Source organism: Cellulomonas composti, from assembly GCF_007990245.1.
GTDB classification, from domain to species: Bacteria; Actinomycetota; Actinomycetes; order Actinomycetales; family Cellulomonadaceae; genus Cellulomonas; species Cellulomonas composti.
In genome coordinates this window covers 1-21,038 of sequence record NZ_BJWG01000012.1, presented here as the reverse complement: position 1 = coordinate 21,038, position 21,038 = coordinate 1, and the positions used below count along the sequence as shown (strand labels likewise).

Below are 21,038 nucleotides of genomic sequence, written 5' to 3'. Positions count from 1 at the left end.
GGCCACGCGAGGCCTGCGCCTCAGCGCACCTCGTGGGTGAGCCGGCGCCAGGTGCCGACGACGAGCGCGGCGACGAGCCAGATCGTCGCCGAGGACGGCACGGCGTCGGGGGAGCCGTCGCAGGCTCCAAGCTGAGCCCGCTCGTCGTGACGAGGACACCGAGGACGGGTACGAGTAGTGCGAACGGCAGGACCACGGGCCCGACGAGGTCGGCATGCGCGTCGTCGTCGGCGCCACGGAGGCGGGCGAACGGCGCGCTCGACACGACCTCGTGCCGGCCCGGGGGGCGGGGGTACCGTCGCCGGGTGAGCCTTCTCGACGACGCGCGCGTCCTGCTGCCCGAGCTTGCCGAGCTACGACACGCGCTGCACCGCACGCCCGAGCTCGGTCTCGAGCTGCCTCGCACGCAGGCCCTGGTGCTCGAGGCGCTCGCCGGGCTCGGCCTCGAGGTGAGCACGGGGGCCGGGTTGGACTCGGTCACGGCGGTGCTGCGCGGCGGTAGGCCGGGGCCGGCGGTGCTGCTGCGCGGGGACATGGACGCGCTGCCCGTCACGGAGCTCACGGGCGAGCCGTTCTCGTCCCAGAACGAAGGCCTGATGCACGCGTGCGGGCACGACATGCACGTCGCAGGTCTCGTCGGAGCCGCTCGGCTGCTCGCGGCGCGGCGCGACGACCTGCCCGGCTCGGTCGTCTTCATGTTCCAGCCGGGCGAGGAGGGCGACGGCGGCGCGCAGATCATGATCGACGAAGGCGTGCTCGACGCGGCCGGTGAGCGCGTGGTCGCCGCGTACGGGGTGCACGTCTCCGCCGGGCTGCTGCCGCAGGGCGTGGTCGCGGGGCGGCCCGGCACCCTCATGGCGGCCACGGACTCCGCGGTGGTGACGGTGCAGGGCGCGGGTGGTCACGGCTCGGCGCCGCATCGTGCGCTCGACCCGGTGCCGGTGGCTGCGGAGATCGTGCTCGCGCTGCAGGCGATGGTGACGCGGCGGTTCGACGCGTTCGACCCGATCGTCGTGACGGTCGGCGCGATCCACGCGGGCACGGCGAACAACATCATCCCGGCGACCGCGACGCTCGAGATCACGATCCGCACCTTCTCGGACGCGACGTGGCAGGCGGCACCCGAGCGACTGCGCGAGGTGTGCGAGCACGTCGCCGCGGCGCACGGCCTGACGGCGGACGTCGACTACCGCCGCGGCTACCCGGTCACGGTCAACGACCCGCACGAGCTCGAGCGCACGGCCCGGCTGACCCGGGAGCTGCTCGGTGAGCACGCCTGGGTGACGATGCCGCAGCCGCTCGCGGGCGGTGAGGACTTCTCGTTCGTCCTGCAGGAGGCGCCGGGCGCGTTCGTCTTCGTCAGCGCGCTGCTGCCGGGAGAGGATCCCGCGACCGCGCCGTACAACCACTCACCGCATGCGCGGTTCCATGACGACGCGCTCGCGACGAGCGCGTCGCTGCTGGCCGCGCTCGCGCTGGACCGGCTCGCCGAGGGCTGACCGGCGGGCGACGTCAGCTGCTACGGCGTCGGTGCGGCAGGCGCAGGTGCGACGTGTGGTGCACCACGCGGACGGCCGACGAGGGGTAGCGGCTGCGTGCCTCCTCTCGGGCGAGCCGGAGCTCGAGCGCCTGCGAGACGAGCCGGTAGTTCCTGAGCGACTGTTCCGGGAACTGGTAGTCCCTGACGAACTGCTCTGACTGCACGGGGTCCTCCTGCACATCGTCGTGCGGTGACAGGGTGTGTCACACGTCTGTTCGCGGGAGCGGGGGTGTGCTCCCGTCGGACCGGTGCAGCGGCCTGCTGCTCCACTCTCACTGTCGGCCACAGAGGCGCCGGCTGAAGGGACCTTCGTCCGGGCTCGTGGCGCCGGGGCACCCGGCTCCGGCGCGATGCGACGAACTGTGTGGACGCGCCCGGTAACCTTGACCCGACGTACGTTCTTCTCACGACAGGGGTCTGCCGTGCCTACCGGCAAGGTCAAGTGGTTCGACACCGAGCGCGGGTTCGGGTTCATCGCCGGCGACGACGGCGGCGAGGTGTTCCTGCACGCCTCGGCGCTGCCCGCGGGCGTCACGGCTCCGAAGCCCGGCGCCAAGGTCGACTTCGGCGTCGCCGACGGCAAGCGCGGCCCGCAGGCGCTGTCCGTCAAGATGCTCGACCCGGTCCCGTCCGTGGCCAAGTCGCAGCGCCGCAAGCCCGACGAGATGGTCGTCGTGGTCGAGGACCTCATCAAGCTGCTCGACCGCGCGAGCGGTGACCTGCGCCGCGGTCGCTACCCCGAGCCGGCCCGTGGCAAGGCGTACGCGCAGATGCTGCGCGCCGTCGCCGACGAGTTCGAGGGCTGATCGTGGCCGTCGCGACGAAGGACGCCGTCCTGGGCTCCGCCGTCGACCTCGCGCGCGAGGTCGCGGTCGAGCTGGCGCAGGACCCGTCCGACGTCGGCGAGCACCTGGGCGTCGTCGTCGAGGGTGAGCGGCTCGTCTCGCACCGGTTCGCGTGCCTGGCGCGCGGCTACCGCGGCTGGGAGTGGACCGTCACGGTGGCGCGCGTGCCGCGCGGCCGCACGGCGACGGTCTGCGAGGCCGAGCTCCTGCCGGGCGACGACGCGATCCTCGGCCGCGCATGGGTGCCGTGGGCGGAGCGCCTGCGGCCCGGCGACATCGGCCCGGGTGACGTGCTCCCGTTCCGCTCCGACGACCCGCGCCTCGAGCCGGGCTGGACGCCCACGGGCGACGACGAGCTCGACTCCGTGGCGATCGACGAGCTCGCCCTGGCGCGTGCGCGCGTGCTGTCCACCGACGGGATCGCCGAGGCGGCCGAGCGTTGGTACCGCGGTTCGCAGGGCCCGACGAGCGCCGGCGCGCTCGCATCCGCGGCCGCGTGCCAGACGTGCGGGTTCCTCGTCCCGTTGCAGGGTGCGCTCGGCACGCTGTTCGGCGTGTGCGTCAACGAGTGGTCGCCCGACGACGGTCGCGTGGTCTCCTACGACCACGGGTGCGGTGCGCACTCGGAGACCGACGCCGAGACGCCGCCCTCCGAGTGGCCTGACGCGGACCCTCTGATCGACGAGCTGCGCGTCGAGTCGGTCGACCGCTCCGCCGCGCCCACGGCCGACGAGCCTGCGTTCGACGAGCCGGTGACGGACGAGGCCGCGTCCGACGAGGCCGCGTCCGACGAGACCGAGCACGACGAGGCTGCGTCCGACGAGGCCGTGCACGACGAGGCTGCGTCCGACGAGACCGAGCACGACGAGGCTGCGTCCGACGAGGCCGTGCACGACGAGCCTGCGTCCGACGACGCAGTGGCGATCGACGCGGCGGACGACGAGGCTGTGCCGGTCGAGCAGGCCGACGCGGGGCAGTGACGGTCGACCCGTTCGACACGGCCGCGCTGCGGTCGGCAGTCCTGCGGGCCTGGCGCGAGTCCCCGGCGCGACTGCGCGAGGACGCGAACGTCGAGGAGGACCACGCACGCGGCTACTACCGCGACCGCGTGCTCGTCGAGCTCGCGCAGAACGCCGCCGACGCGGCGGTGCGGGCGGGCGTGCCCGGCAGGCTCCTGCTGCGGCTCACGGAGCTCGACGGCGGCCCGGTCCTCGTCGCGGCCAACACCGGCGCACCGCTGGACGCGCCGGGCGTGGCTGCGCTCGCGGCGATGCGCGCATCGGCCAAGCGCGAGGGGCACGGCCCGGCCGTGGTGGGCCGGTTCGGCGTCGGGTTCGCCGCGGTGCGCGCCGTGGCCGACGAGATCGCGGTGCTCTCGACCACCGGCGCGGTGCGCTTCTCGCTCGCGGACACGACGGACGAGCTCGCGGCCGCGAGCGCGGCGGGCCCCGCGCTCGCCGAGGAGGTGCGGCGCCGTGACGGGTCGCTGCCGGCGCTGCGGCTGCCGTTCGCGGCGTCGGGTCGCCCGCCCGAGGGCTTCGACACCGCGGTCGTGCTGCAGCTGCGCGACGAGGTCGCGGCCGACGAGGTCCGCACGCTCCTGCGCGGCGTCGACGACGCGCTGCTGCTTGCGCTGCCCGGGCTCGTCGAGGTCATGATCGAGGACGAGACGGGCGAGGGTCCGCCGCTGCGTCGGCTGACGGATCCGCACCAGCGGTGGCTCGTGGTCTCGGCCGAGGGTGAGGTCGCGCCCGCGCTGCTCGCGGACCGGCCGGTCGAGGAGCGCGCGGCGACCGGATGGCGCGTCACGTGGGCGTTGCCCCGGACGGCCGAGGCGCGGGTCCCGGCGGCCGGCGCGCGCGTGGTGCATGCCCCCACGCCCACCGACGAGCCGCTCGACCTGCCCGCGGTGCTGATCGCGACGTTCCCGCTCGACCCGACGCGGCGGCACGTCAGCACCGGCCCGCTCACCGACGCGCTGGTCGAGCACGCCGCGGACGCGTACGCGACCCTCGCGCGGACGGTCGCAGCCGACGGCGGCGACGTCCTCGGACTCGTCCCGACGTCGCTCGCCGCCGGCCCGCTCGACGGTGCGCTGCGCCGCGCGCTCGTCGAACGTCTGGCCCGCACCCCGCTGCTCGTCCCGGCCGGCACGGCCGCGACCGACGGCCCGGCGCGCGAGGCGGAGCACGACGACCGGCCCGCGCACGAGCGCACCGAGGGGCTCGTGGCTCCGGCGCGGGCGGTCGCGGTCGTCACGACGAGCACCGCTGCGCTCGCGGTGCTCGGGCGCCGGATCGCGAGCCTGGTGGCGGTCGCGCCCGACCGGCTCGCGCACGCGCGCACGCTGGGCGTCGAGCTGCGTACGCTCACCGACCTCGTCGAGGACCTCCCGAGCACCGGCCCGGCCGACGACTGGGCCGAGCTGTACGACGCGCTGGACGCGCTCGGCGCGGGCGAGCGTGACCGCGCCGAGGCGTTGGCCGCGCTGCCGGTCCCGCTCGCCGACGGCCGGGTCGTGCGCGGTGCGCGCGGGACGTGCGTGCTCGACGCGGACCTCGCCGAACGGGTTGCCGGCGTGCTGCCGGCGCTCGCCTCCTGGGGTGTGCGCGTCGTGGACCCCGCGGCGGCGCACCCGCTGCTGGAACGGCTCGGCGCGCAGACCCCGGACGCGACCGGCCTGCTGCGCCTCCCGCCCGTCCGCGCCGCGGTCCTCGCCTGGGACGACGAGCACGCGGACGACGAGCACGCGGACGACGAGCGCACCGACGACGAGCGCGCGGACGACGAGCGCACCGACGACGAGCGCACCGACGACGGGCGCGTGGACGACGACGGGGCGGACGTCGCGGGCTCGTCGGACCTGACGACCGCGGTCCTCACGCTGGTCGCGGCCGCGCTGCCCCCGCGCGACCCGGGACGCTGGCGTGCGCTCGCGGGCACGTCCGACGCGCTGCCCGACGACGTGCGCGAGTGGCTCGCCCTGGTCCCGCTGCGGTCCGCGACGGGTGAGCGGGTGCCCGCGGACGGGCTGGTGCTGCCGGGCACGCCCGCGCACCGGCTGCTCGACGAGCGCGTGCTCGGTGCGGTCGCGCGCAGCGAGGTCGACCGGTGGGGCGCGGCGACGCTCGTCGCGGCCGGTGTGCGGGAGGACCTGGTGAGCTTCACGGTCCCGGACGTGCTCACGGACCAGGCCGAGCCGGCGGCCGACGAGCCCGGGGCGCTGCTGGTGCAGGCGCTCGACGGCTGGGACGAGTTCCTCGACGAGCTGACGCGGCGCTGCGGGGCGGGCACGTACGTGGGTGACGTGGTGGCGGTCGCGGACCTCGACGCGGTCGCGCCGGACGCGTGGCCGGAGACGCTCGAGCGCCTGTGCGCCGAACTGGGCCTGCGCCGCGCGCTGCTCGAGCCGGTGCGCAGCGACCGGGGCGTGCTCGCGTCGTCGTACACCGCGTGGTGGCTGCGCAACCGGGCGCCGCTGGGGCTGGACGGGCCGTTCGTCGTGCCCGGTACGGGCCGCGCGCTCGCGGGGCTGCTGCCGCCCGCGCCGGAGGCCGTCGCGGGGCTGGACGTCGACGTGCTGCGCGCTCTGGGTGGCGTGCGCGGACCGCGCGACGTGGCTCGGGCCGACTGGACGAACCTGCTCGACGGGTGGCCGCTCGGCGCCGCGGTGGAGGTACGGGTGGCGGCGACGCTGTGGCGGTTCGCCGCGCCCGACGAGCCGCCGGACCGGGTCCCGGCGTTCGTCGCCGCCGGTCAGGTCGCGGTCGTCGCGGCGCACGACGCCGCCGTCGCGCCGAGCCCGATGTGGTGGCAGCGCACGGACGTCGCGGCGCTGGTGCCGGCGCCGGACGACGACGAGGCCCATCGGCTTGCCCGCGCGCTCGACCTGCCGAGCGTCGCCGAGCTCGCCGCCGGGCGCGTCACGCGCGACGACGGCAGCACGCTCGAGGTCGCGGCCGCGGTGCGCGCGTTGCTGCCGGACGTGCCTCAGGTGTGGTGCGAGCACGAGGAGCTGCGGGTCGACCACGTCCCGGTCGAGTGGTGGGTCGACGGCGCCGGCCCGGATGCGCGACTGCATGCGACCACGCTCGCGGGGCTGGCCGCGGCGATCGCCCAGACGACGGGCCGCTGGTCGTTGCGGCACGCGATCGAGGCGGTCCTCGCGGACGAGTCGCGTGCGGGGGACGTCGTGCTGGACGTGGCCTGGGCGGAGCCCGAACCGGAGGCCTAGTGCCGCGGTGCTGGTGCCGCGGGCTAGTGCCGGCGGGTCCAGGCGAGCGCGGCGAACCCGATCGCGATGCCGGCGCCGCACGTCGCGGCGGGCACCCAGTCGGTGACGTCGGTCAGCGCGAGCCCCACGGTCACGACGAGCCCGATCGCCCAGAGTGCGAGGCCGACCTGCACCACGCGCGCGAGATCGACCGCGACCGGCGGCGGCGGGGCGTGGGTGGGGGACGGCACGCGAGGAGCCTACGACGCGGGCGCGGCGGGGACGGGAGCGGGCACCGGACCGGGCACTGGCGCAGGCTCGGGGTCGCGCACGGCGTCGGCGAGCGCGCGCACGGCCGCACAGATCGCGACGTGGCTCTCGAGGTATGTCGCGGCGCCGCGACCGTAGGGGTCGACGACGTCGTCGTCGTCGGGCCGGTGCGCCGCGCGCCGTCTCGGCGCGAGCAGCTCGGGCAGGGCGACGAGCCGCGTCGCGACGTCGGGGCCGGTCGCGCGCACCTCGTCGGGTCGGGCGCCTGCGACGAGACGTGCGAGCTCGCGCAGCGTGAACGTGCGCCGCACGGCGGCGGGCTGCAGCGCGACGACCTCGCTGCGGTGCGCGCGGGTCAGCGCGAGCACGAGATCGGCCTGGGCGACCAGGTCGGCGGTCAGCCGACGGGCCGTGAACCCGGCGGGGGACGCCCCGTCGGCGGCGACCAGCGCCGCCATCTCGTCGGTCATGGCGTACCCGACGAGCGCGCGCGTGCCGGCCGAGCCGACCTCGACCCCGCCGAGCGGGGCGGCTCCGCGGTGGGCGACGCCGAGCGCGGCGGCGAGCAGGCGTTCGGTCGCGGGTGAGCGGCAGATGTTGCCGGTGCACACCGCGAGCACGCGCACGGGACCGTCAGGAGCGGGCATGGCGCCCATTGTGGCCGACGCGAAGTCACCCGCGCCCCCGGCCCGCGCGGGGCGTCCGGACCGCCACACTGGTGCTCCGCGAACCGGGACGAGAGGGGCAGGCCGGATGGGTGTGGAGCCGCTGGCGGTGGCGGGGGCCTTCGTCGTCGAGAACCCGACGTTCGGTGACGCGCGGGGACGGTTCCAGGAGTGGTTCCGCGGCGCCGACCTCGCGGCGGCGATCGGGCACCGGTTCGACCTGCACCAGGCGAACGTGTCGGTCTCGGCGGCCGGCGTGCTGCGCGGCGTGCACTTCGCGGACGTGCCGCCGGGGCAGGCGAAGTACGTGACGTGCGTCGCCGGTGCGGTCCTGGACGTGGTGGTCGACCTGCGGGTCGGCTCGCCGACGTTCGGACGCTGGGACTCGGTGCTGCTCGACGACGTCGGGCATCGCGCGGTGTACCTCTCCGAGGGGCTCGGGCACGCGTTCCTGTCGCTCGCCGACGGCTCGACCGTGGTCTATCTGTGCTCGGCCCCGTACGCGCCGACCGGTGAGCACGGCGTGCACCCGCTCGACCCGGATCTCGCGATCGACTGGCCGACGACCGGGCGCGACGGCAGCCCGCTCGTCCCGGTGCTCTCGGACAAGGACAGGGACGCGCCCTCGCTCGCCGACGCGCTCGCGGCGGGTCTGCTGCCGCGAGCCGACGAGGTCGCGGCGTACGTCGCGGAGCGCTCTGCTCGCTCGTGAGCTCGAGCCGGCTGCCTCAGCGGCTCTGCTGCGCGTAGCGCTCCTCGGTCGCGGCCTTGGCGGGCCGCCACCACGCCTCGTTGTCGACGTACCACGCGACGGTCGACTCGAGTCCGCTGCGGAAGTCGGTGTACCGCGGCCGCCAGCCGAGCTCGGTGCGCAGGAGCGTCGGGTCGATCGCGTAGCGCAGGTCGTGACCCGGGCGCTCGGCGACGAACTCGATGTCGTCGGCCGGGCGTCCGAAGATCTCCAGGAGCGTGCGCACGACCGTCAGGTTGTCGGCCTCGCCGTCCGCGCCGACGAGGTAGGTCCGCCCGGGAGCGCCGTCCTCGAGGATCCGCCAGACCGCGCTGTTGTGGTCCTCGACGTGGATCCAGTCCCGGACGTTGGCGCCCGTGCCGTAGACCTTCGGCCGGGCGCCGTCGACGAGCTGGGTGATCTGGCGCGGGATGAACTTCTCCACGTGCTGGTACGGGCCGTAGTTGTTGGAGCAGTTCGAGATCGTCGCGCGCACGCCGAAGGAGCGCGCCCAGGCGCGGACCAGCAGGTCGGAGCCGGCCTTGGTCGACGAGTAGGGCGATGAGGGGTTGTACGGCGTGCTCTCGTCGAAGCGCGCCGGGTCGTCGAGCTCGAGGTCGCCGTACACCTCGTCGGTCGAGATGTGGTGGTAGCGCACGCCGTGCCGGCGGACGGCCTCGAGCAGCGTGTAGGTGCCGACGAGGTTCGTCCGCACGAACGGCCACGGCTCGGCGAGCGAGTTGTCGTTGTGCGACTCGGCGGCGAAGTGCACGACGACGTCGCTGCGGGCGACCAACGCGTCGACGAGGGCCGCGTCCGCGACGTCGCCCTCGACGAGCTCGACGTCGTCGGCGACGGGTTCGAGCGAGCGCCGGTCGCCCGCGTAGGTGAGCAGGTCGAGCACGGTGACGCGCACGTCGGGATGCTCACGCACGCTCTGGTGCACGAAGTTCGAGCCGATGAAGCCCGCACCGCCGGTCACGAGGAGTCGCATGGCCGCAGCCTAGGTCGGTCCCCGTCGCGGTCGTGGCGGTATGTCCGGGTGAAACGCCGTCGCCGGGGCGTGGCGCACGGGTGACACCGCGGCGTTCACCGTTCGCCCGCCGGGGCCGGCCCCTACGCTGGCGACGGACGAGGGAACCCGAAAGGAGCGGCATGCGCTGGGTCGTCGTGGGTGCGGGCGGGATGTTGGGCCAGGACCTCGTCGCGCGGCTCGCCGGCGGGGGCGACGAGGTCGTCGCGGTCGGTCACGACGAGCTCGACGTGCGTGACGCGCGGCGGTGCGCCCAGGTCGCGTCGGGCGCCGACGTCGTCGTGAACTGCGCCGCGTACACCCGGGTCGACGACGCCGAGGCCGCCGAGGCGGAGGCCTTCGACGTCAACGCGGTCGGCGCCGCCAACCTCGCGCGCGCCGCCGTGGCGGCGGGTGCCCGGCTCGTGCACCTCTCCACCGACTACGTGTTCGACGGCACCGGGAGCACCCCGTACGACGAGCGCGCCCCGATCGCGCCGGCGTCGGCGTACGGCCGCACCAAGGCGGCCGGGGAGTGGGCGGTGACCGCCTCGGGCGGCGACCACCTGGTGGTGCGCACCGCGTGGCTCTACGGCGCGCACGGCTCGTGCTTCCCGCGCACGATCGCCCGGGTCGCCGCCGAACGCGGCTCCGTCGACGTCGTCGAGGACCAACGCGGTCAGCCGACGTGGACGGTGGACGTCGCCGACCTCGTCGTGCGGCTCGTGGCGGCCCGGGTGCCGTCCGGGATCTACCACGCGACCTCGTCGGGCGAGACGACCTGGTACGACTTCGCGCGGGAGGTGGTGGGGGCCGCGGGCCTGAGCCCGGACGTGGTGCACCGCACGACGTCGGACGCCTTCGTGCGCCCTGCGCCCCGGCCCGCGTACTCGGTGCTCGGCCACGCCGCGCTGCGGGCAGCCGGGCTCGACCCGATCGGCGACTGGCGTTCGCGGTGGGCGCTCGCTGCGGCGGGAGTGCTGGCGGGCTGACGGTCGGCGGGGCTGCCGGGCAGCGGGCGCCGGACGCGGTTCAGCGCGCGGTCGGGTCCTCGAGCAGCCCGAGCAGGTAGGTGCCGTAGCCGGACTTGCCCAGCGCGACGGCACGCGTGCGCAGCTCGTCGTCGGACAAGAGCCCGCGACGCCACGCGACCTCCTCGGGTGCACCGATCTTGAGGCCTTGCCGCTGCTCGATCGCCCGCACGTAGTCGCTCGCGGCGAGCAGCGACTCGAACGTCCCGGTGTCGAGCCACGCGGTGCCGCGCGGGAGCACCTCGACGTGCAGCCGGCCCGCCTCGAGGTAGGCGCGGTTCACGTCGGTGATCTCGTACTCACCGCGCGCCGAGGGCGCCAGGTCGCGTGCGATCCCGACGACGTCGTTGTCGTAGAAGTACAGGCCGGGGATCGCGTACGACGAGCGGGGCCGCACGGGCTTCTCCTCGATCGACAGCGCCTGCCCGTGCTCGTCGAACTCGACCACGCCGTACGCCGTGGGGTCCGCGACCCGGTAGGCGAACACCGCGGCACCCTCGACGTCCCCGAACCGCGCGAGCTGGTCGCCCAGCCCGGTGCCGTAGAAGATGTTGTCGCCGAGGACGAGCGCGACCTTCTCGTCGCGCACGAAGTCGGCGCCGATGACGAAGGCCTGCGCGAGGCCGTTCGGCTCCGACTGCACGGCGTAGGAGATCGCGATGCCGAACTGGCTGCCGTCGCCCAGCAGACGGTGGAACTGCTCCGCGTCGTGCGGCGTGGTGATGATCAGGACGTCCTGGATGCCGGCGAGCAGCAGCGTCGAGAGCGGGTAGTAGATCATCGGCTTGTCCCACACGGGGACGAGCTGCTTGCTCACGCCGAGCGTGATGGGGTGCAACCGCGTCCCGGAGCCGCCCGCGAGGATGATCCCGTGCATGGTCCGTCAGTATGGTCCAGGCGGCGGATCGGGGCAGGTCGGTGGGACGTCCGACCCCCATCGGAGCCCGATCTTCACCCCTGGGGGGAGTGTGCGGCCGCGGAATCGGCCTCCCGAATGCACAGAACGCTCCCGGTGCCTTCACGCCTCTGACACACTGCGCGCATGTCTTCGACCGACGCGGCTCCCACGGAGCGCACCGATCCTCCCGTGCCCAGGAACGGGCTCGACCGCTACTTCGAGATCACGGCCCGCGGCTCGACCGTCGGCACCGAGATCCGCGGCGGCCTCGTCACGTTCTTCACGATGGCCTACATCATCGTCCTCAACCCCAACATCCTCGGCGGCACCGACGGGACCGGTGCCGAGCTCGCCAGCAAGAGCACGATCGCGGCGACGACCGCCCTGGTCGCCGGCGTCCTGACGATCCTCATGGGGGTCGTCGCGCGGTTCCCGCTCGCGCTCGCGGCCGGCCTCGGCATCAACGCGGTCGTCGCGTTCTCCATCGCGGTGCTGCCCGACATGACGTGGGCCGACGCGATGGGCATCGTCGTCCTCGAGGGCCTCATCATCCTGGTGCTGGTGTTCACCGGGTTCCGGCAGGCGGTCTTCAACGCCGTCCCGGTGTGGCTCAAGACCGCGATCAGCGTCGGCATCGGTCTGTTCATCGCGTTCATCGGCTTCTTCGACGCGGGCTTCGTGACCGCGCCGTGGAGCCCGGACTTCCCGCCGGCGGTGCCCGTCACGCTCGGCGTGAACGGTTCGATCGCGACCTGGCCCGTGGCCGTGTTCGCGTTCGGTCTGATCCTCACCGTCGTCCTGCTCGTCAAGAAGGTGCGCGGCGCGATCCTCATCTCGATCCTCGTGACGACCGTCCTCGCGATCGTCGTGAACGCGATCGCCGACATCGACTCGTGGGGCCTGACGGAGCCCGGGATCCCGGACAAGATCGTCTCGACGCCGAACTTCTCGTTGCTCGGCCACTTCTCGCTGTTCGGCGCGTTCGGCAAGATCGGCGCGATCTCCGTCGTGCTGCTCGTGTTCTCGCTGCTCCTCGCGGACTTCTTCGACACGATGGGCACGATGGTCGCGGTCGGTGGCGAGGCGGGCCTGCTCGACGCGAAGGGCAACCCGCCGCGCTCGCAGCAGATCCTCGTCGTCGACTCGATCGCCGCCGCCGCGGGCGGTGCCGCCGGCGTCTCGAGCAACACGTCCTACATCGAGTCGGCCGCGGGCGTCGGCGACGGCGCGCGCACGGGCCTCGCGTCGGTCGTCACCGGCGTGGCCTTCCTGCTCGCGACGTTCCTCGCGCCGCTCGTCGCCGTGATCCCGTCGCAGGCGGCCGCCCCGGCGCTCGTCGTCGTCGGTTTCCTCATGGTGACGCAGGTGCTGGACATCGACTGGAAGGACTACACGATCGCCATCCCGGCGTTCTTCACGATGGTCCTCATGCCGTTCACGTACTCGATCACCGCGGGTATCGGCGGCGGCGTGATCATGTACGTGATCCTGCAGGTCGTGGTCGGCAAGGCGCGCAAGGTGCACCCCCTCATGTGGCTCATCGCGGGCCTGTTCGTCCTGTACTTCGTCCGGGCGCCGATCGAGCAGCTCGTCGGCTGATCCCGTCCTGCCGCGGCGGGCCGTCCCCTCGGGGGCGGCCCGCCGTTCGTTCGCGGGACCTCCGACGACGAGCGTGGCGCGGGCCGCCGGTAGAGTCGTCGCGGCAGTCCGCATCGTCGAGAAGGTGGGTCCATGCGCGTCAGCGTCATCGGCTGTGGCTATCTGGGTGCGGTGCACGCCGCCGCGATGGCGTCGCTCGGCCACGAGGTGGTCGGGATCGACGTCGACGAGGCGAAGGTCGCGCTGCTGCGGGCCGGACGCGCACCGTTCTTCGAGCCGGGCCTGCCCGAGCTGCTGACCGAGGCCGGCGCGGCCGGCGGGCTGACCTTCGGCACCGACATCGCCGCTGTCGCGGGCGCCAAGGTGCACTTCGTGTGCGTGGGCACGCCGCAGATGGCCGGTGAGTTCCGCGCCGACCTCACGTACGTGGACGCGTCGGTCACGGCGCTCCTGCCGTACCTGCGCCCGGGTGACGTCGTCGCCGGCAAGTCGACGGTGCCGGTCGGTACCGCGGAGCGCCTGGCGCAGCTCGTCGAGCCGACGGGCGCGACGCTGGTCTGGAACCCCGAGTTCCTGCGCGAGGGGTTCGCGGTGAACGACACGCTGCACCCCGACCGGCTGGTGTACGGCCTGCCGACCGACGACGACGGGGTGGTCACCCCGGCCGGCGAGGCCGCCCGCGCGGCGCTCGACGAGGTGTACGCGACTCCGCTGGCCGACGAGACGCCGCTCGTCGTGACGGACTACGCGACCGCGCAGCTCGTGAAGGTCGCCGCGAACTCCTTCCTCGCGACGAAGATCTCGTTCATCAACGCGATGGCCGAGCTGTGCGAGGCGACCGGCGCCGACGTCACCCGGCTCGCCGACGCGATCGGCTACGACAACCGCATCGGCCGGCGCTTCCTCAACGCGGGCCTCGGCTTCGGCGGCGGCTGCCTGCCCAAGGACATCCGCGCGTTCATGGCGCGCGCCGGCGAGCTCGGCGTGGACCAGGCGCTCACGTTCCTGCGCGAGGTCGACTCGATCAACATCCGGCGGCGCGAGCGGATGGTCGAGCTCGCACGCGAGGTCGTCGGCGGGTCGCTCACGGGCAAGCGCGTCGCGGTGCTGGGTGCCACGTTCAAGCCTGACTCCGACGACATCCGCGACTCCCCGGCGCTGTCCGTCGCGGACGGCCTCGAGAAGCAGGGCGCGCACGTCGTCGTCACGGACCCGCAGGGTGTGGCGAACGCGCGCGCGAAGTGGCCGAACCTGCACTACGCCGACGACGTGCTGACGGCGGCGCAGGACGCCGACGTCGTGCTGCTCGCGACCGAGTGGGCGCAGTACCGCGCGCTCGAGCCCGACGCGCTGGCCGCCGTGGTGGCGCACCGCAACCTGCTCGACGGCCGCAACGTGCTGGACCCCGCGCACTGGCGCGCGGCCGGCTGGACGTACCGCGCGCTCGGGCGGCCGTGAGGTCCGCACCGGCCCGACGACCGTGACCGAGATCCCATCTCATTACTTCAGGTAATGATGTAGGGTAACGACCATGTCGTCCACCCCCGCCGGCCCCGCACCGTCGCCGTCGTCGACCTCCGACGCCGCGGTGCTCGAGCTGGCGGGCGAGCTGCGCGGGGCGATCGCCGTCGCGTCGCGCCGGATCCGCGCCGAGCGCGGCAGCGCGGCGCTCAGCGACCCGCAGTACAGCGCGCTGATGTGGCTGTCCAAGCACGGCTCGCTCACGCCGGGTCAGCTCGCCGAGCTCGAACGGATCCAGCCGCCCGCGATGACGCGGACGGTCGGCTGCCTCGTCGAGCGTGGCCTGGTCCGCAAGGACGACCACCCGACCGACGGACGCGCCGTCGTCGTCTCGCTCACCCAGGCCGGGGTGGAGGAGGTCGCCGAGACGCGGCACCGCCGTCTCGTCTGGCTCGCGGCCCGCCTCGAGACCCTCACGCCCGACGAGAAGGCGCTGCTCGTCGAGGCCGCCGCGCTGCTGCGCAGGATCGCGACCTCGTGACGACGTTCGCCTCGCTCCGCCTCTTCAACTACCGGCTGTGGTTCGCCGGCGCGCTCGTCGCGAACGTCGGCACCTGGATGCAGCGCGTCGCGCAGGACTGGCTCGTGCTCACGCAGCTGTCCGACCAGTCGGGCGTCGCGGTCGGCATCACGACAGCGCTGCAGTTCGCGCCGGTGCTCTTCCTGTCCGCGTGGGCGGGCGTGCTCGCCGACCGGCTCGACCGGCGCAAGCTGCTGATGGCGACGCAGGTCGCGCAGGGCGTGCTCGCGGCGGGCCTCGGCGCGCTCGTGCTCTCCGGCCATGCGCAGCTGTGGCACGTGTACGTCTTCGCGCTGGCGCTCGGCTGCGTGACCGCGATCGACGGACCGGTCCGCCAGACGTTCGTCGCCGAGCTGGTGCCGCCGGAACGGCTGTCGAACGCCGTCGGCCTCAACAGCGCGTCGTTCAACGCGGCGCGGCTGATCGGCCCCGGTGTCGCGGGCCTGCTCATCGCGGCCGTCGGCACCGGCTGGGTCTTCCTCATCAACGCCGTGACGTTCGGTGCGACGATCTTCGCGCTCACGCAGATGCGCGCCTCCGAGCTGCAGCGGATGCCGAGCGCGCCCCGCGCCAAGGGACAGATCCGCGAGGGCATGCGCTACGTGCGGCACCGCACGGACATCATCGTGATCATGGTGGTGGTCGGCGTCGTGTCGACCTTCGGCCTCAACTTCCAGCTCACGAGCGCCATGATGGCGAGCACCGAGTTCGGCAAGGGTGCGGGGGAGTACGGGATCCTCGGGTCGGTGCTCGCGATCGGCTCGCTCGCGGGTGCGCTGCTCGCCGCCCGGCGGGAGCAGCCGCGCGTGCGGCTCGTCATCGGTGCGGCGTTCGGGTTCGGCATCGCGACGGGCGTCATGGCGCTCATGCCCACGTACCCGTCGTTCGCGATCGCGTGCATCCCCGTCGGGCTCGCCTCGCTCACGATGATGACCGCGGCGAACGCGACCATCCAGCTCACCACGTCGCCCGAGATGCGCGGCCGCGTCATGGCGCTCTACATGATGGTCTTCCTCGGTGCGACCCCCGTGGGTTCGCCGATCGTCGGCTGGATCGGTGAGACGTTCGGCGCCCGGTGGGCGATCGGCGTCGGCTCGATCTCCGCGCTGCTCGTCGCGACCGGAGCCGCGATCTGGGCCCGGCGGGCCTGGGACGTGCGCGTGCGCTACCACCTGAGCCGGCCGCACCTCGAGGTCGTGCACCCCGTGGTCGAGCGGGAGGCCGCGCTCGCGCGGGCCGGCGCGCAGGAGGCGTCGGACGCCCTCACCGCGGCCTGATCCGCCGGCCACGGTGCCGCCGAGCGGGTGAACCGTGAGCGGGGGACCAGGGTGAATCACGTGCGCGAGCGCGGATGCGCAGTGTCCGGTATGTCACGATCGCCGCATGACGACCGGGGTGGAGTCTGCGCCGGCGGCACCGGACGCGCCCGAGGCGCCCGCGGCCGCGGCACCCCGCCCGCGCCGCCGACGGGGGCGTGCGGTCGCGCTCGGGTTCGTGCTCGTCGTCGTCGCACTGGTGGCGGCGCTCGCCTGGGTGGGCTACCGCGCGTACGGCGCGGTGAACGCGCTCCAGGACGCCCGGGTCCAGCTCGACGACGTCACGGCCGAGCACGGGCTCGCGCAGCTCCAGGCCATCGACGAGCGGCTGCCGGCGGTGCAGGACGCCACCGCGCGGGCCCGTGAGCGCGTGGAGGACCCGGTCTGGAGCCTTGCCGAGCACGCGCCGTGGCTCGGCGCGCAGCTCGTCGCGGTCCGAACCGTCGCGCAGTCGCTCGACGACGTCGCCGTCGGCGCCCTGCCGGCCGCGGAGGACGCGGGCGCGCTGCTCACGGGCGACGGATTGCGCGGCGCCGACGGCCGCATCGACCTCGCGGCGATGAGCGCCGTGCAGGCGCCGCTCGCGTCCTCGGCGCAGATCGCCACCGACGCGGCGGGCCGGGTCGCTGCGATCGACCGCGGCCCCCTCGTCGGACCCCTGCGTGACGCGGTCGTGACGGTCGACGACGCCCTCGACGAGGCGTCCTCGACGCTGACCTCGGCCGCGACGACCGCGGCCCTGATGCCGGGGATGCTGGGCGCCGACGAACCGCGCACGTACCTCGTGCTCGCGCTCAACTCGGCCGAGCTGCGCAGCGCGGGCGGCATCGTCGGGAGCGCGCTCGTCGTCCGGGTGGACGACGGGGAGGTGACGCTCGTGCAGCAGAAGGCGGCGCGGCACGTCGCGCACCCCGACGAGCCCGTGGTCGCGCTCACCGCCGACGAGGTCGACGTCCAGGGCGAGAACGTGGGCCGCTGGATCCAGGACACCGTCATGACGCCGGACTTCCCGCGCACCGCTCAGCTCGCGCGTGAGCTGTGGCTCGCGGACGGCGGGCCCGACGTCGACGCGGTGCTCGCGCTCGACCCCGTGGCGGTGCAGCTCATGCTCGAGGCGACCGGTCCGCTCGCGCTGCCCGACGGGACGGTCGTGGACAGCAAGGACTTCCTGCAGCGCACGCTGCGCGGTGTGTACCTCGAGGCCCCTGACGACGCCGCGGCCGACGAGTACTTCGCGTCCGTGGCCGCCGGGTTGCTCGCCGCGGTCGCGAGCGGCGCGGGCGAGTCCGACGAGGTCGTGAGCGCCGCGCTCGAGGCGACCGACCAGCGCCGCGTGCGGGTGTGGTCGGCCGATCCCGACGAGCAGGCGACGCTCGCCGCGACGACGCTCGGCGGCGCGTTCCTGTCCGGGCAGGACGGCGCGAGCGTGGGCGTGTTCCTCGACGACGCGACCGCCGGCAAGCTGGACTACGACCTCACCGCCGATGTCACGGTCGAGGATCTGGAGTGCTCGGGCGCGGCACCGACGGCGACCGTGCGGATCGCGTTGGCGTACGACCCGCCCGCGGACCTGCTGACGTGGCGCGACGAGATCCTCGGGACGCGTGAGGAGAGCGTCCCGCGCGGCTGGCTCGCCACGCGGGTGACCGTGTTCGGCCCGCAGGGCACCGAGCTGCCGACGCTGCGCACGGGCGACGGCTTCGCCGGACGGGCGGCGTCCGAGGCGGGCCGACCGGTCCAGCAGGTGTCGTCGTTGCTCGCACCGGGCGAGTCCGTGACCTACCTCGCCACCGTCCCGGTGGTCGACGGCCGGGTCGACGTGTGGACGACGCCGACCGCCGATCGCCCGGGGCATGTGGCCGTCACCTGTCAGTAGGACGCGTGCGAGCGACACGTTCACCCGAACGGCGTCCGAAATCACCCGATCTGTCGCTGTCTGCGGGGTTGCGCACGGGGCAAGATGGGCCCATCCGATATGTCCGAATCATCCTGAGGTGGTGCTTGTCCGATGAGCCGTTTCGTCAAGGCGCTTCTCGTCGTGGTCTTCGCGGCGTGGACGATCCTGGGCGGCGCCACCGTAGCGACGTCCGCGACGCCGTCCCCCAGTCCGTCCCAGGAGTACGGATGCCTGCAGGACTCGGACGACTACGGCCCCCCAGGGCCGTGTGAGCTGCAGATCCAGCTCCTCAAGCCCTTCTGCGACAACGACGTGCCGAAGCTCAGCTACGCGGTCAAGGCGATCGGGTCGCCGAACACGACCGTCACGATCACCTGGATCAACCCGGGCGGCGCCGACTTCGTGCAGTCCGACCTGCCGCTGACCGGCACGGTGCTGTGGCCCGGCGCCGTGGTCGACGACAACGGGAACGCCGTCGACTGGCCGGGCTGGACGCTGCTGCCCGACGGCACCTGGGTCGAGGGTGACCAGTGGGACTGGGTGCGCCCCGACACCCAGGTGAAGTTCGAGGTCAACCCTGAGATGACCGTCGACGTCACCTACCCGCCGTCCTCGCCGCAGTGCCTCACGAGCCCGCTCAACGCGGCGCCGCCGGCGCCGGAGCTGTCCTCGACCGGTAGCAACACGATGCCGATCGTGATCGCCGGCGCGGGTCTGGTCGCCGTGGGTGGCCTCCTGATGTTCCTCGCCCGCCGCCGCCACCAGGCGTCCTGAGGCTGAACGACGAAGGTCCGGACCGTGGGTCCGGACCTTCGTCGTGTGCGGGCGAGGCGCGTCAGACGAGGTGCGCGACCACGTGGTCGATGCACGCCGTGAGCGCGACGACGTCCTGCGGGTCCACCGCCGGGTAGACCGCGATGCGCAGCTGGTTGCGTCCCAGCTTGCGGTAGGGCTCGACGTCGACGACCCCGTGCGCGCGCAGCACGCTCGCGACCGTGGGCGCGGAGACCTCGGGTGCGAGGTCGATCGTCGCGACGACGGCCGAGCGGTCAGCCGGGTCCGGGACGAACGGCGTGGCCCACTCGCGCTCCTGGGCCCAGCGGTAGACGTGCCCCGACGACTGCGCGCTGCGGCCGGCCGCCCACGCCAGACCGCCGTTCTCGAGCATCCAGTCGAGCTGCTCGGCGAGCAGCACGAGCGTCGCGATGGCCGGCGTGTTGAGGGTCTGGTCGAGGCGTGAGTTGGTGATCGCGGTCGTCAGCGAGAGGCTCTCGGGCACCCAGCGGGTCGGCTCGACCCGGGCGGCACGCTCGACCGCCGCGGGGGACAGCGCGGCGAGCCACAGCCCGCCGTCCGATGCGAAGGACTTCTGCGGAGCGAAGTAGTAGACGTCGGTCTGCGCCACCTCGACGTCCAGGCCGCCCGCGGCAGAGGTCGCGTCGACCACGACGAGCCCGTTGTCCGCGACACGGCTCACGGGCGCCATGGTGCCGGTCGAGGTCTCGTTCTGCGGCCACGCGTAGACGTCGACGTCGTCGTGCGGTGCCGGCACCGCGACGCCACCGGGCGGTGCGGACGTGACGACCGACTCGTCGAGGAACGGCGCCGCGGTGGTCGCGGCCGCGAACTTCGCGCTGAACTCGCCGAACACGCCGTGCGCGGCCCGCCGCTCGACGAGGCAGCAGGTCGCCACGTCCCAGAACAGCGTCGAGCCGCCGTTGCCCAGCGCGATCTCGTAGCCGTCGGGCAGGCCGAGCAGCTCGGTCAGGCCGGCGCGGACACGCGCGACGACGCCGCGCACGGGCGCCTGGCGGTGGGAGGTCCCCAGCAGCGTGCGGCCGACGGACGCGAGCGCGTCGACCTGCTCGGGACGGATCTTGGAGGGGCCAGAACCGAAGCGCCCGTCCACGGGCAGCAGGTCGGCGGGGATGGTGATCGGCACGTCGCGAGGATAGGGCCCCACATCGTCCAGGGCGAGCAACTAACCTGGGCCCGTGCGGTCGCGGGGTGTGCGGCCGGCAGCGGACCAGGAGGCAGTGCGGTGAGCGACCTGATCGACACGACGGAGATGTACCTCAAGACGGTCTACGAGCTCACTGAGGAAGGCATCACGCCCTTGCGCGCTCGGATCGCGGAGCGACTGGGGCACTCGGGCCCGACCGTCTCGCAGACCGTCGCGCGCATGGAACGCGACGGCCTCGTCGTCGTGACGGGCGACCGGCACCTCGAGCTCACGGACCTCGGCCGTGCGAAGGCGACGCGCGTCATGCGCAAGCATCGGCTCGCGGAGCGGCTCCTCACGGACGTCGTCGGGCTCGAGTGGCCCTACGTCCACGAGGAGGCGTGCCGCTGGGAGCACGTGATGAGCGAGCGCGTCGAGAAGCGGCTCGCGGCACTGCTCGGCCACCCGCACTTCGACCCGTACGGCAACCCGATCCCCGGCCTCGGCGAGATCGGCGAGGAGCAGACACGCGTCAGCTTCCTCGACGGCGTGGTCGCGCTGGTCGACATGAGCGTCGACGGCCGGGCGGTCGTCGCGCGCATCGCCGAGCCCCTGCAGGTGGACGTCGAGCTGCTGACGCGGCTCGACGACGCCGGCGTGCTCCCGGGCGTCGAGATCACGATCGAGCGCTCCGCGGGCACCACGACGGTCGGCACCGTCGGCGGCGCCACGGTCCTGGACCTCCCCGACGAGGTGGCGCGGCACATCTTCGTCCGCACCGCCTGACCCGCCCCGCCCGCCCACGCCGCACCCGGAGCCCGCTGCGGGTAGACCTCCCGCCGCCACGCGACGAGAACCCCACCCGCGTAGCGCGGATCGGTTGCGGTGGGTGGAGATCCCGCCGCCACGCGACGGGATCTCCACCCACGCGGCGCGCAGCCACCGCCGGCCCACCAGGCCGCGCGCCGGCCGGCCGCTGCGGGTAGACCGCCCGCCGCCACGCGACGAGAACCCCACCCGCGCGGCGGGGATCGGTCGT

19 protein-coding genes are annotated in these 21,038 nt (G+C 74.0%); 13 read left to right on the top strand and 6 right to left on the bottom strand.

Annotation, left to right across the window (positions count from 1 at the left end):
• Window positions 1-305: 305 nt before the first annotated feature.
• Window positions 306-1,499, top strand: a complete 1,194-nt coding sequence (locus CCO02nite_RS12480) for a M20 metallopeptidase family protein (protein ID WP_146843490.1) — start codon at window positions 306-308, stop codon at window positions 1,497-1,499.
• A 13-nt stretch (window positions 1,500-1,512) separates the two neighbouring features.
• Here the strand turns inward: CCO02nite_RS12480 and CCO02nite_RS12475 are convergent, their stop codons facing one another.
• Entirely contained in the window at window positions 1,513-1,704 is a 192-nt protein-coding gene (locus CCO02nite_RS12475) for a hypothetical protein (protein WP_146843489.1), read from the bottom strand.
• Between the two features lie 258 nt (window positions 1,705-1,962).
• On the opposite strand from CCO02nite_RS12475, the gene CCO02nite_RS12470 reads away from it, so the two are divergent.
• From CCO02nite_RS12470 to CCO02nite_RS12460, 3 genes are read left to right on the top strand one after another with little or no spacing between them, the layout of a single operon-like run.
• Window positions 1,963-2,346, top strand: coding sequence for a cold-shock protein (locus CCO02nite_RS12470; RefSeq protein WP_146843488.1), 384 nt, complete (start codon window positions 1,963-1,965; stop codon window positions 2,344-2,346).
• A 2-nt stretch (window positions 2,347-2,348) separates the two neighbouring features.
• Window positions 2,349-3,365, top strand: a complete 1,017-nt coding sequence (locus tag CCO02nite_RS12465; RefSeq protein ID WP_146843487.1) for a DUF3027 domain-containing protein — start codon at window positions 2,349-2,351, stop codon at window positions 3,363-3,365.
• Window positions 3,362-6,619, top strand: coding sequence for a sacsin N-terminal ATP-binding-like domain-containing protein (locus CCO02nite_RS12460; protein ID WP_146843486.1), 3,258 nt, complete (start codon window positions 3,362-3,364; stop codon window positions 6,617-6,619). Before CCO02nite_RS12465 ends, CCO02nite_RS12460 begins: the two co-directional genes overlap by 4 nt.
• A 23-nt stretch (window positions 6,620-6,642) precedes the next feature.
• On the opposite strand, the gene CCO02nite_RS12455 is transcribed toward CCO02nite_RS12460, so the two are convergent.
• Together CCO02nite_RS12455 and CCO02nite_RS12450 are read right to left on the bottom strand one after the other, a co-directional pair.
• Entirely contained in the window at window positions 6,643-6,849 is a 207-nt protein-coding gene (locus CCO02nite_RS12455) for a DUF2530 domain-containing protein (protein ID WP_146843485.1), read from the bottom strand.
• Between the two features lie 9 nt (window positions 6,850-6,858).
• Window positions 6,859-7,515, bottom strand: coding sequence for an arsenate reductase/protein-tyrosine-phosphatase family protein (locus tag CCO02nite_RS12450; RefSeq protein WP_146843484.1), 657 nt, complete (start codon window positions 7,513-7,515; stop codon window positions 6,859-6,861).
• A gap of 106 nt (window positions 7,516-7,621) precedes the next feature.
• On the opposite strand from CCO02nite_RS12450, the gene CCO02nite_RS12445 reads away from it, so the two are divergent.
• Window positions 7,622-8,245 (top strand): dTDP-4-dehydrorhamnose 3,5-epimerase family protein, encoded by a 624-nt coding sequence (locus CCO02nite_RS12445; RefSeq protein ID WP_146843483.1) that lies wholly within the window; start codon window positions 7,622-7,624, stop codon window positions 8,243-8,245.
• Window positions 8,246-8,261: 16 nt separating this feature from the next.
• Here CCO02nite_RS12445 and rfbB read toward each other — a convergent pair whose 3' ends face one another.
• Window positions 8,262-9,257, bottom strand: coding sequence for a dTDP-glucose 4,6-dehydratase (rfbB, locus tag CCO02nite_RS12440; RefSeq protein ID WP_146843482.1), 996 nt, complete (start codon window positions 9,255-9,257; stop codon window positions 8,262-8,264).
• A gap of 161 nt (window positions 9,258-9,418) precedes the next feature.
• Between rfbB and rfbD the strand changes: the two genes are divergently transcribed.
• Window positions 9,419-10,267: a dTDP-4-dehydrorhamnose reductase gene (gene rfbD / locus CCO02nite_RS12435; RefSeq protein WP_146843481.1), complete on the top strand. Its 849-nt coding sequence runs from the start codon at window positions 9,419-9,421 to the stop codon at window positions 10,265-10,267.
• A 40-nt stretch (window positions 10,268-10,307) separates the two neighbouring features.
• Here the strand turns inward: rfbD and rfbA are convergent, their stop codons facing one another.
• Window positions 10,308-11,183 (bottom strand): glucose-1-phosphate thymidylyltransferase RfbA, encoded by an 876-nt coding sequence (rfbA, locus tag CCO02nite_RS12430; RefSeq protein ID WP_146843480.1) that lies wholly within the window; start codon window positions 11,181-11,183, stop codon window positions 10,308-10,310.
• A gap of 165 nt (window positions 11,184-11,348) precedes the next feature.
• On the opposite strand from rfbA, the gene CCO02nite_RS12425 reads away from it, so the two are divergent.
• From CCO02nite_RS12425 to CCO02nite_RS12400, 6 genes are all read left to right on the top strand, one after another.
• Window positions 11,349-12,803 carry an NCS2 family permease gene (locus tag CCO02nite_RS12425; protein WP_146843479.1) on the top strand — a complete coding sequence of 485 codons (1,455 nt, stop codon included), beginning with the start codon at window positions 11,349-11,351 and terminating at the stop codon, window positions 12,801-12,803.
• A 132-nt stretch (window positions 12,804-12,935) separates the two neighbouring features.
• Window positions 12,936-14,261 carry a UDP-glucose dehydrogenase family protein gene (locus tag CCO02nite_RS12420; RefSeq protein ID WP_146843478.1) on the top strand — a complete coding sequence of 442 codons (1,326 nt, stop codon included), beginning with the start codon at window positions 12,936-12,938 and terminating at the stop codon, window positions 14,259-14,261.
• A 73-nt stretch (window positions 14,262-14,334) separates the two neighbouring features.
• Window positions 14,335-14,805: a MarR family winged helix-turn-helix transcriptional regulator gene (locus tag CCO02nite_RS12415; RefSeq protein WP_146843477.1), complete on the top strand. Its 471-nt coding sequence runs from the start codon at window positions 14,335-14,337 to the stop codon at window positions 14,803-14,805.
• Window positions 14,802-16,121: an MFS transporter gene (locus CCO02nite_RS12410; RefSeq protein ID WP_146843476.1), complete on the top strand. Its 1,320-nt coding sequence runs from the start codon at window positions 14,802-14,804 to the stop codon at window positions 16,119-16,121. The genes CCO02nite_RS12415 and CCO02nite_RS12410 overlap by 4 nt, the downstream gene beginning before the upstream one ends.
• A 106-nt stretch (window positions 16,122-16,227) precedes the next feature.
• Window positions 16,228-18,036, top strand: a complete 1,809-nt coding sequence (locus CCO02nite_RS12405; RefSeq protein WP_146843475.1) for a DUF4012 domain-containing protein — start codon at window positions 16,228-16,230, stop codon at window positions 18,034-18,036.
• 132 nt (window positions 18,037-18,168) lie between these two features.
• Window positions 18,169-18,831 carry an LPXTG cell wall anchor domain-containing protein gene (locus CCO02nite_RS12400; protein ID WP_146843474.1) on the top strand — a complete coding sequence of 221 codons (663 nt, stop codon included), beginning with the start codon at window positions 18,169-18,171 and terminating at the stop codon, window positions 18,829-18,831.
• Between the two features lie 61 nt (window positions 18,832-18,892).
• Here CCO02nite_RS12400 and serC read toward each other — a convergent pair whose 3' ends face one another.
• Window positions 18,893-19,993 carry a phosphoserine transaminase gene (gene serC / locus CCO02nite_RS12395; protein WP_146843584.1) on the bottom strand — a complete coding sequence of 367 codons (1,101 nt, stop codon included), beginning with the start codon at window positions 19,991-19,993 and terminating at the stop codon, window positions 18,893-18,895.
• A 105-nt stretch (window positions 19,994-20,098) separates the two neighbouring features.
• Here serC and CCO02nite_RS12390 point away from each other — a divergent pair, with 105 nt between their 5' ends.
• A complete protein-coding gene (locus CCO02nite_RS12390; protein WP_146843473.1) occupies window positions 20,099-20,785 on the top strand; it encodes an iron-dependent transcriptional repressor DtxR in 687 nt (228 codons plus the stop codon).
• Window positions 20,786-21,038 lie beyond the last annotated feature (253 nt).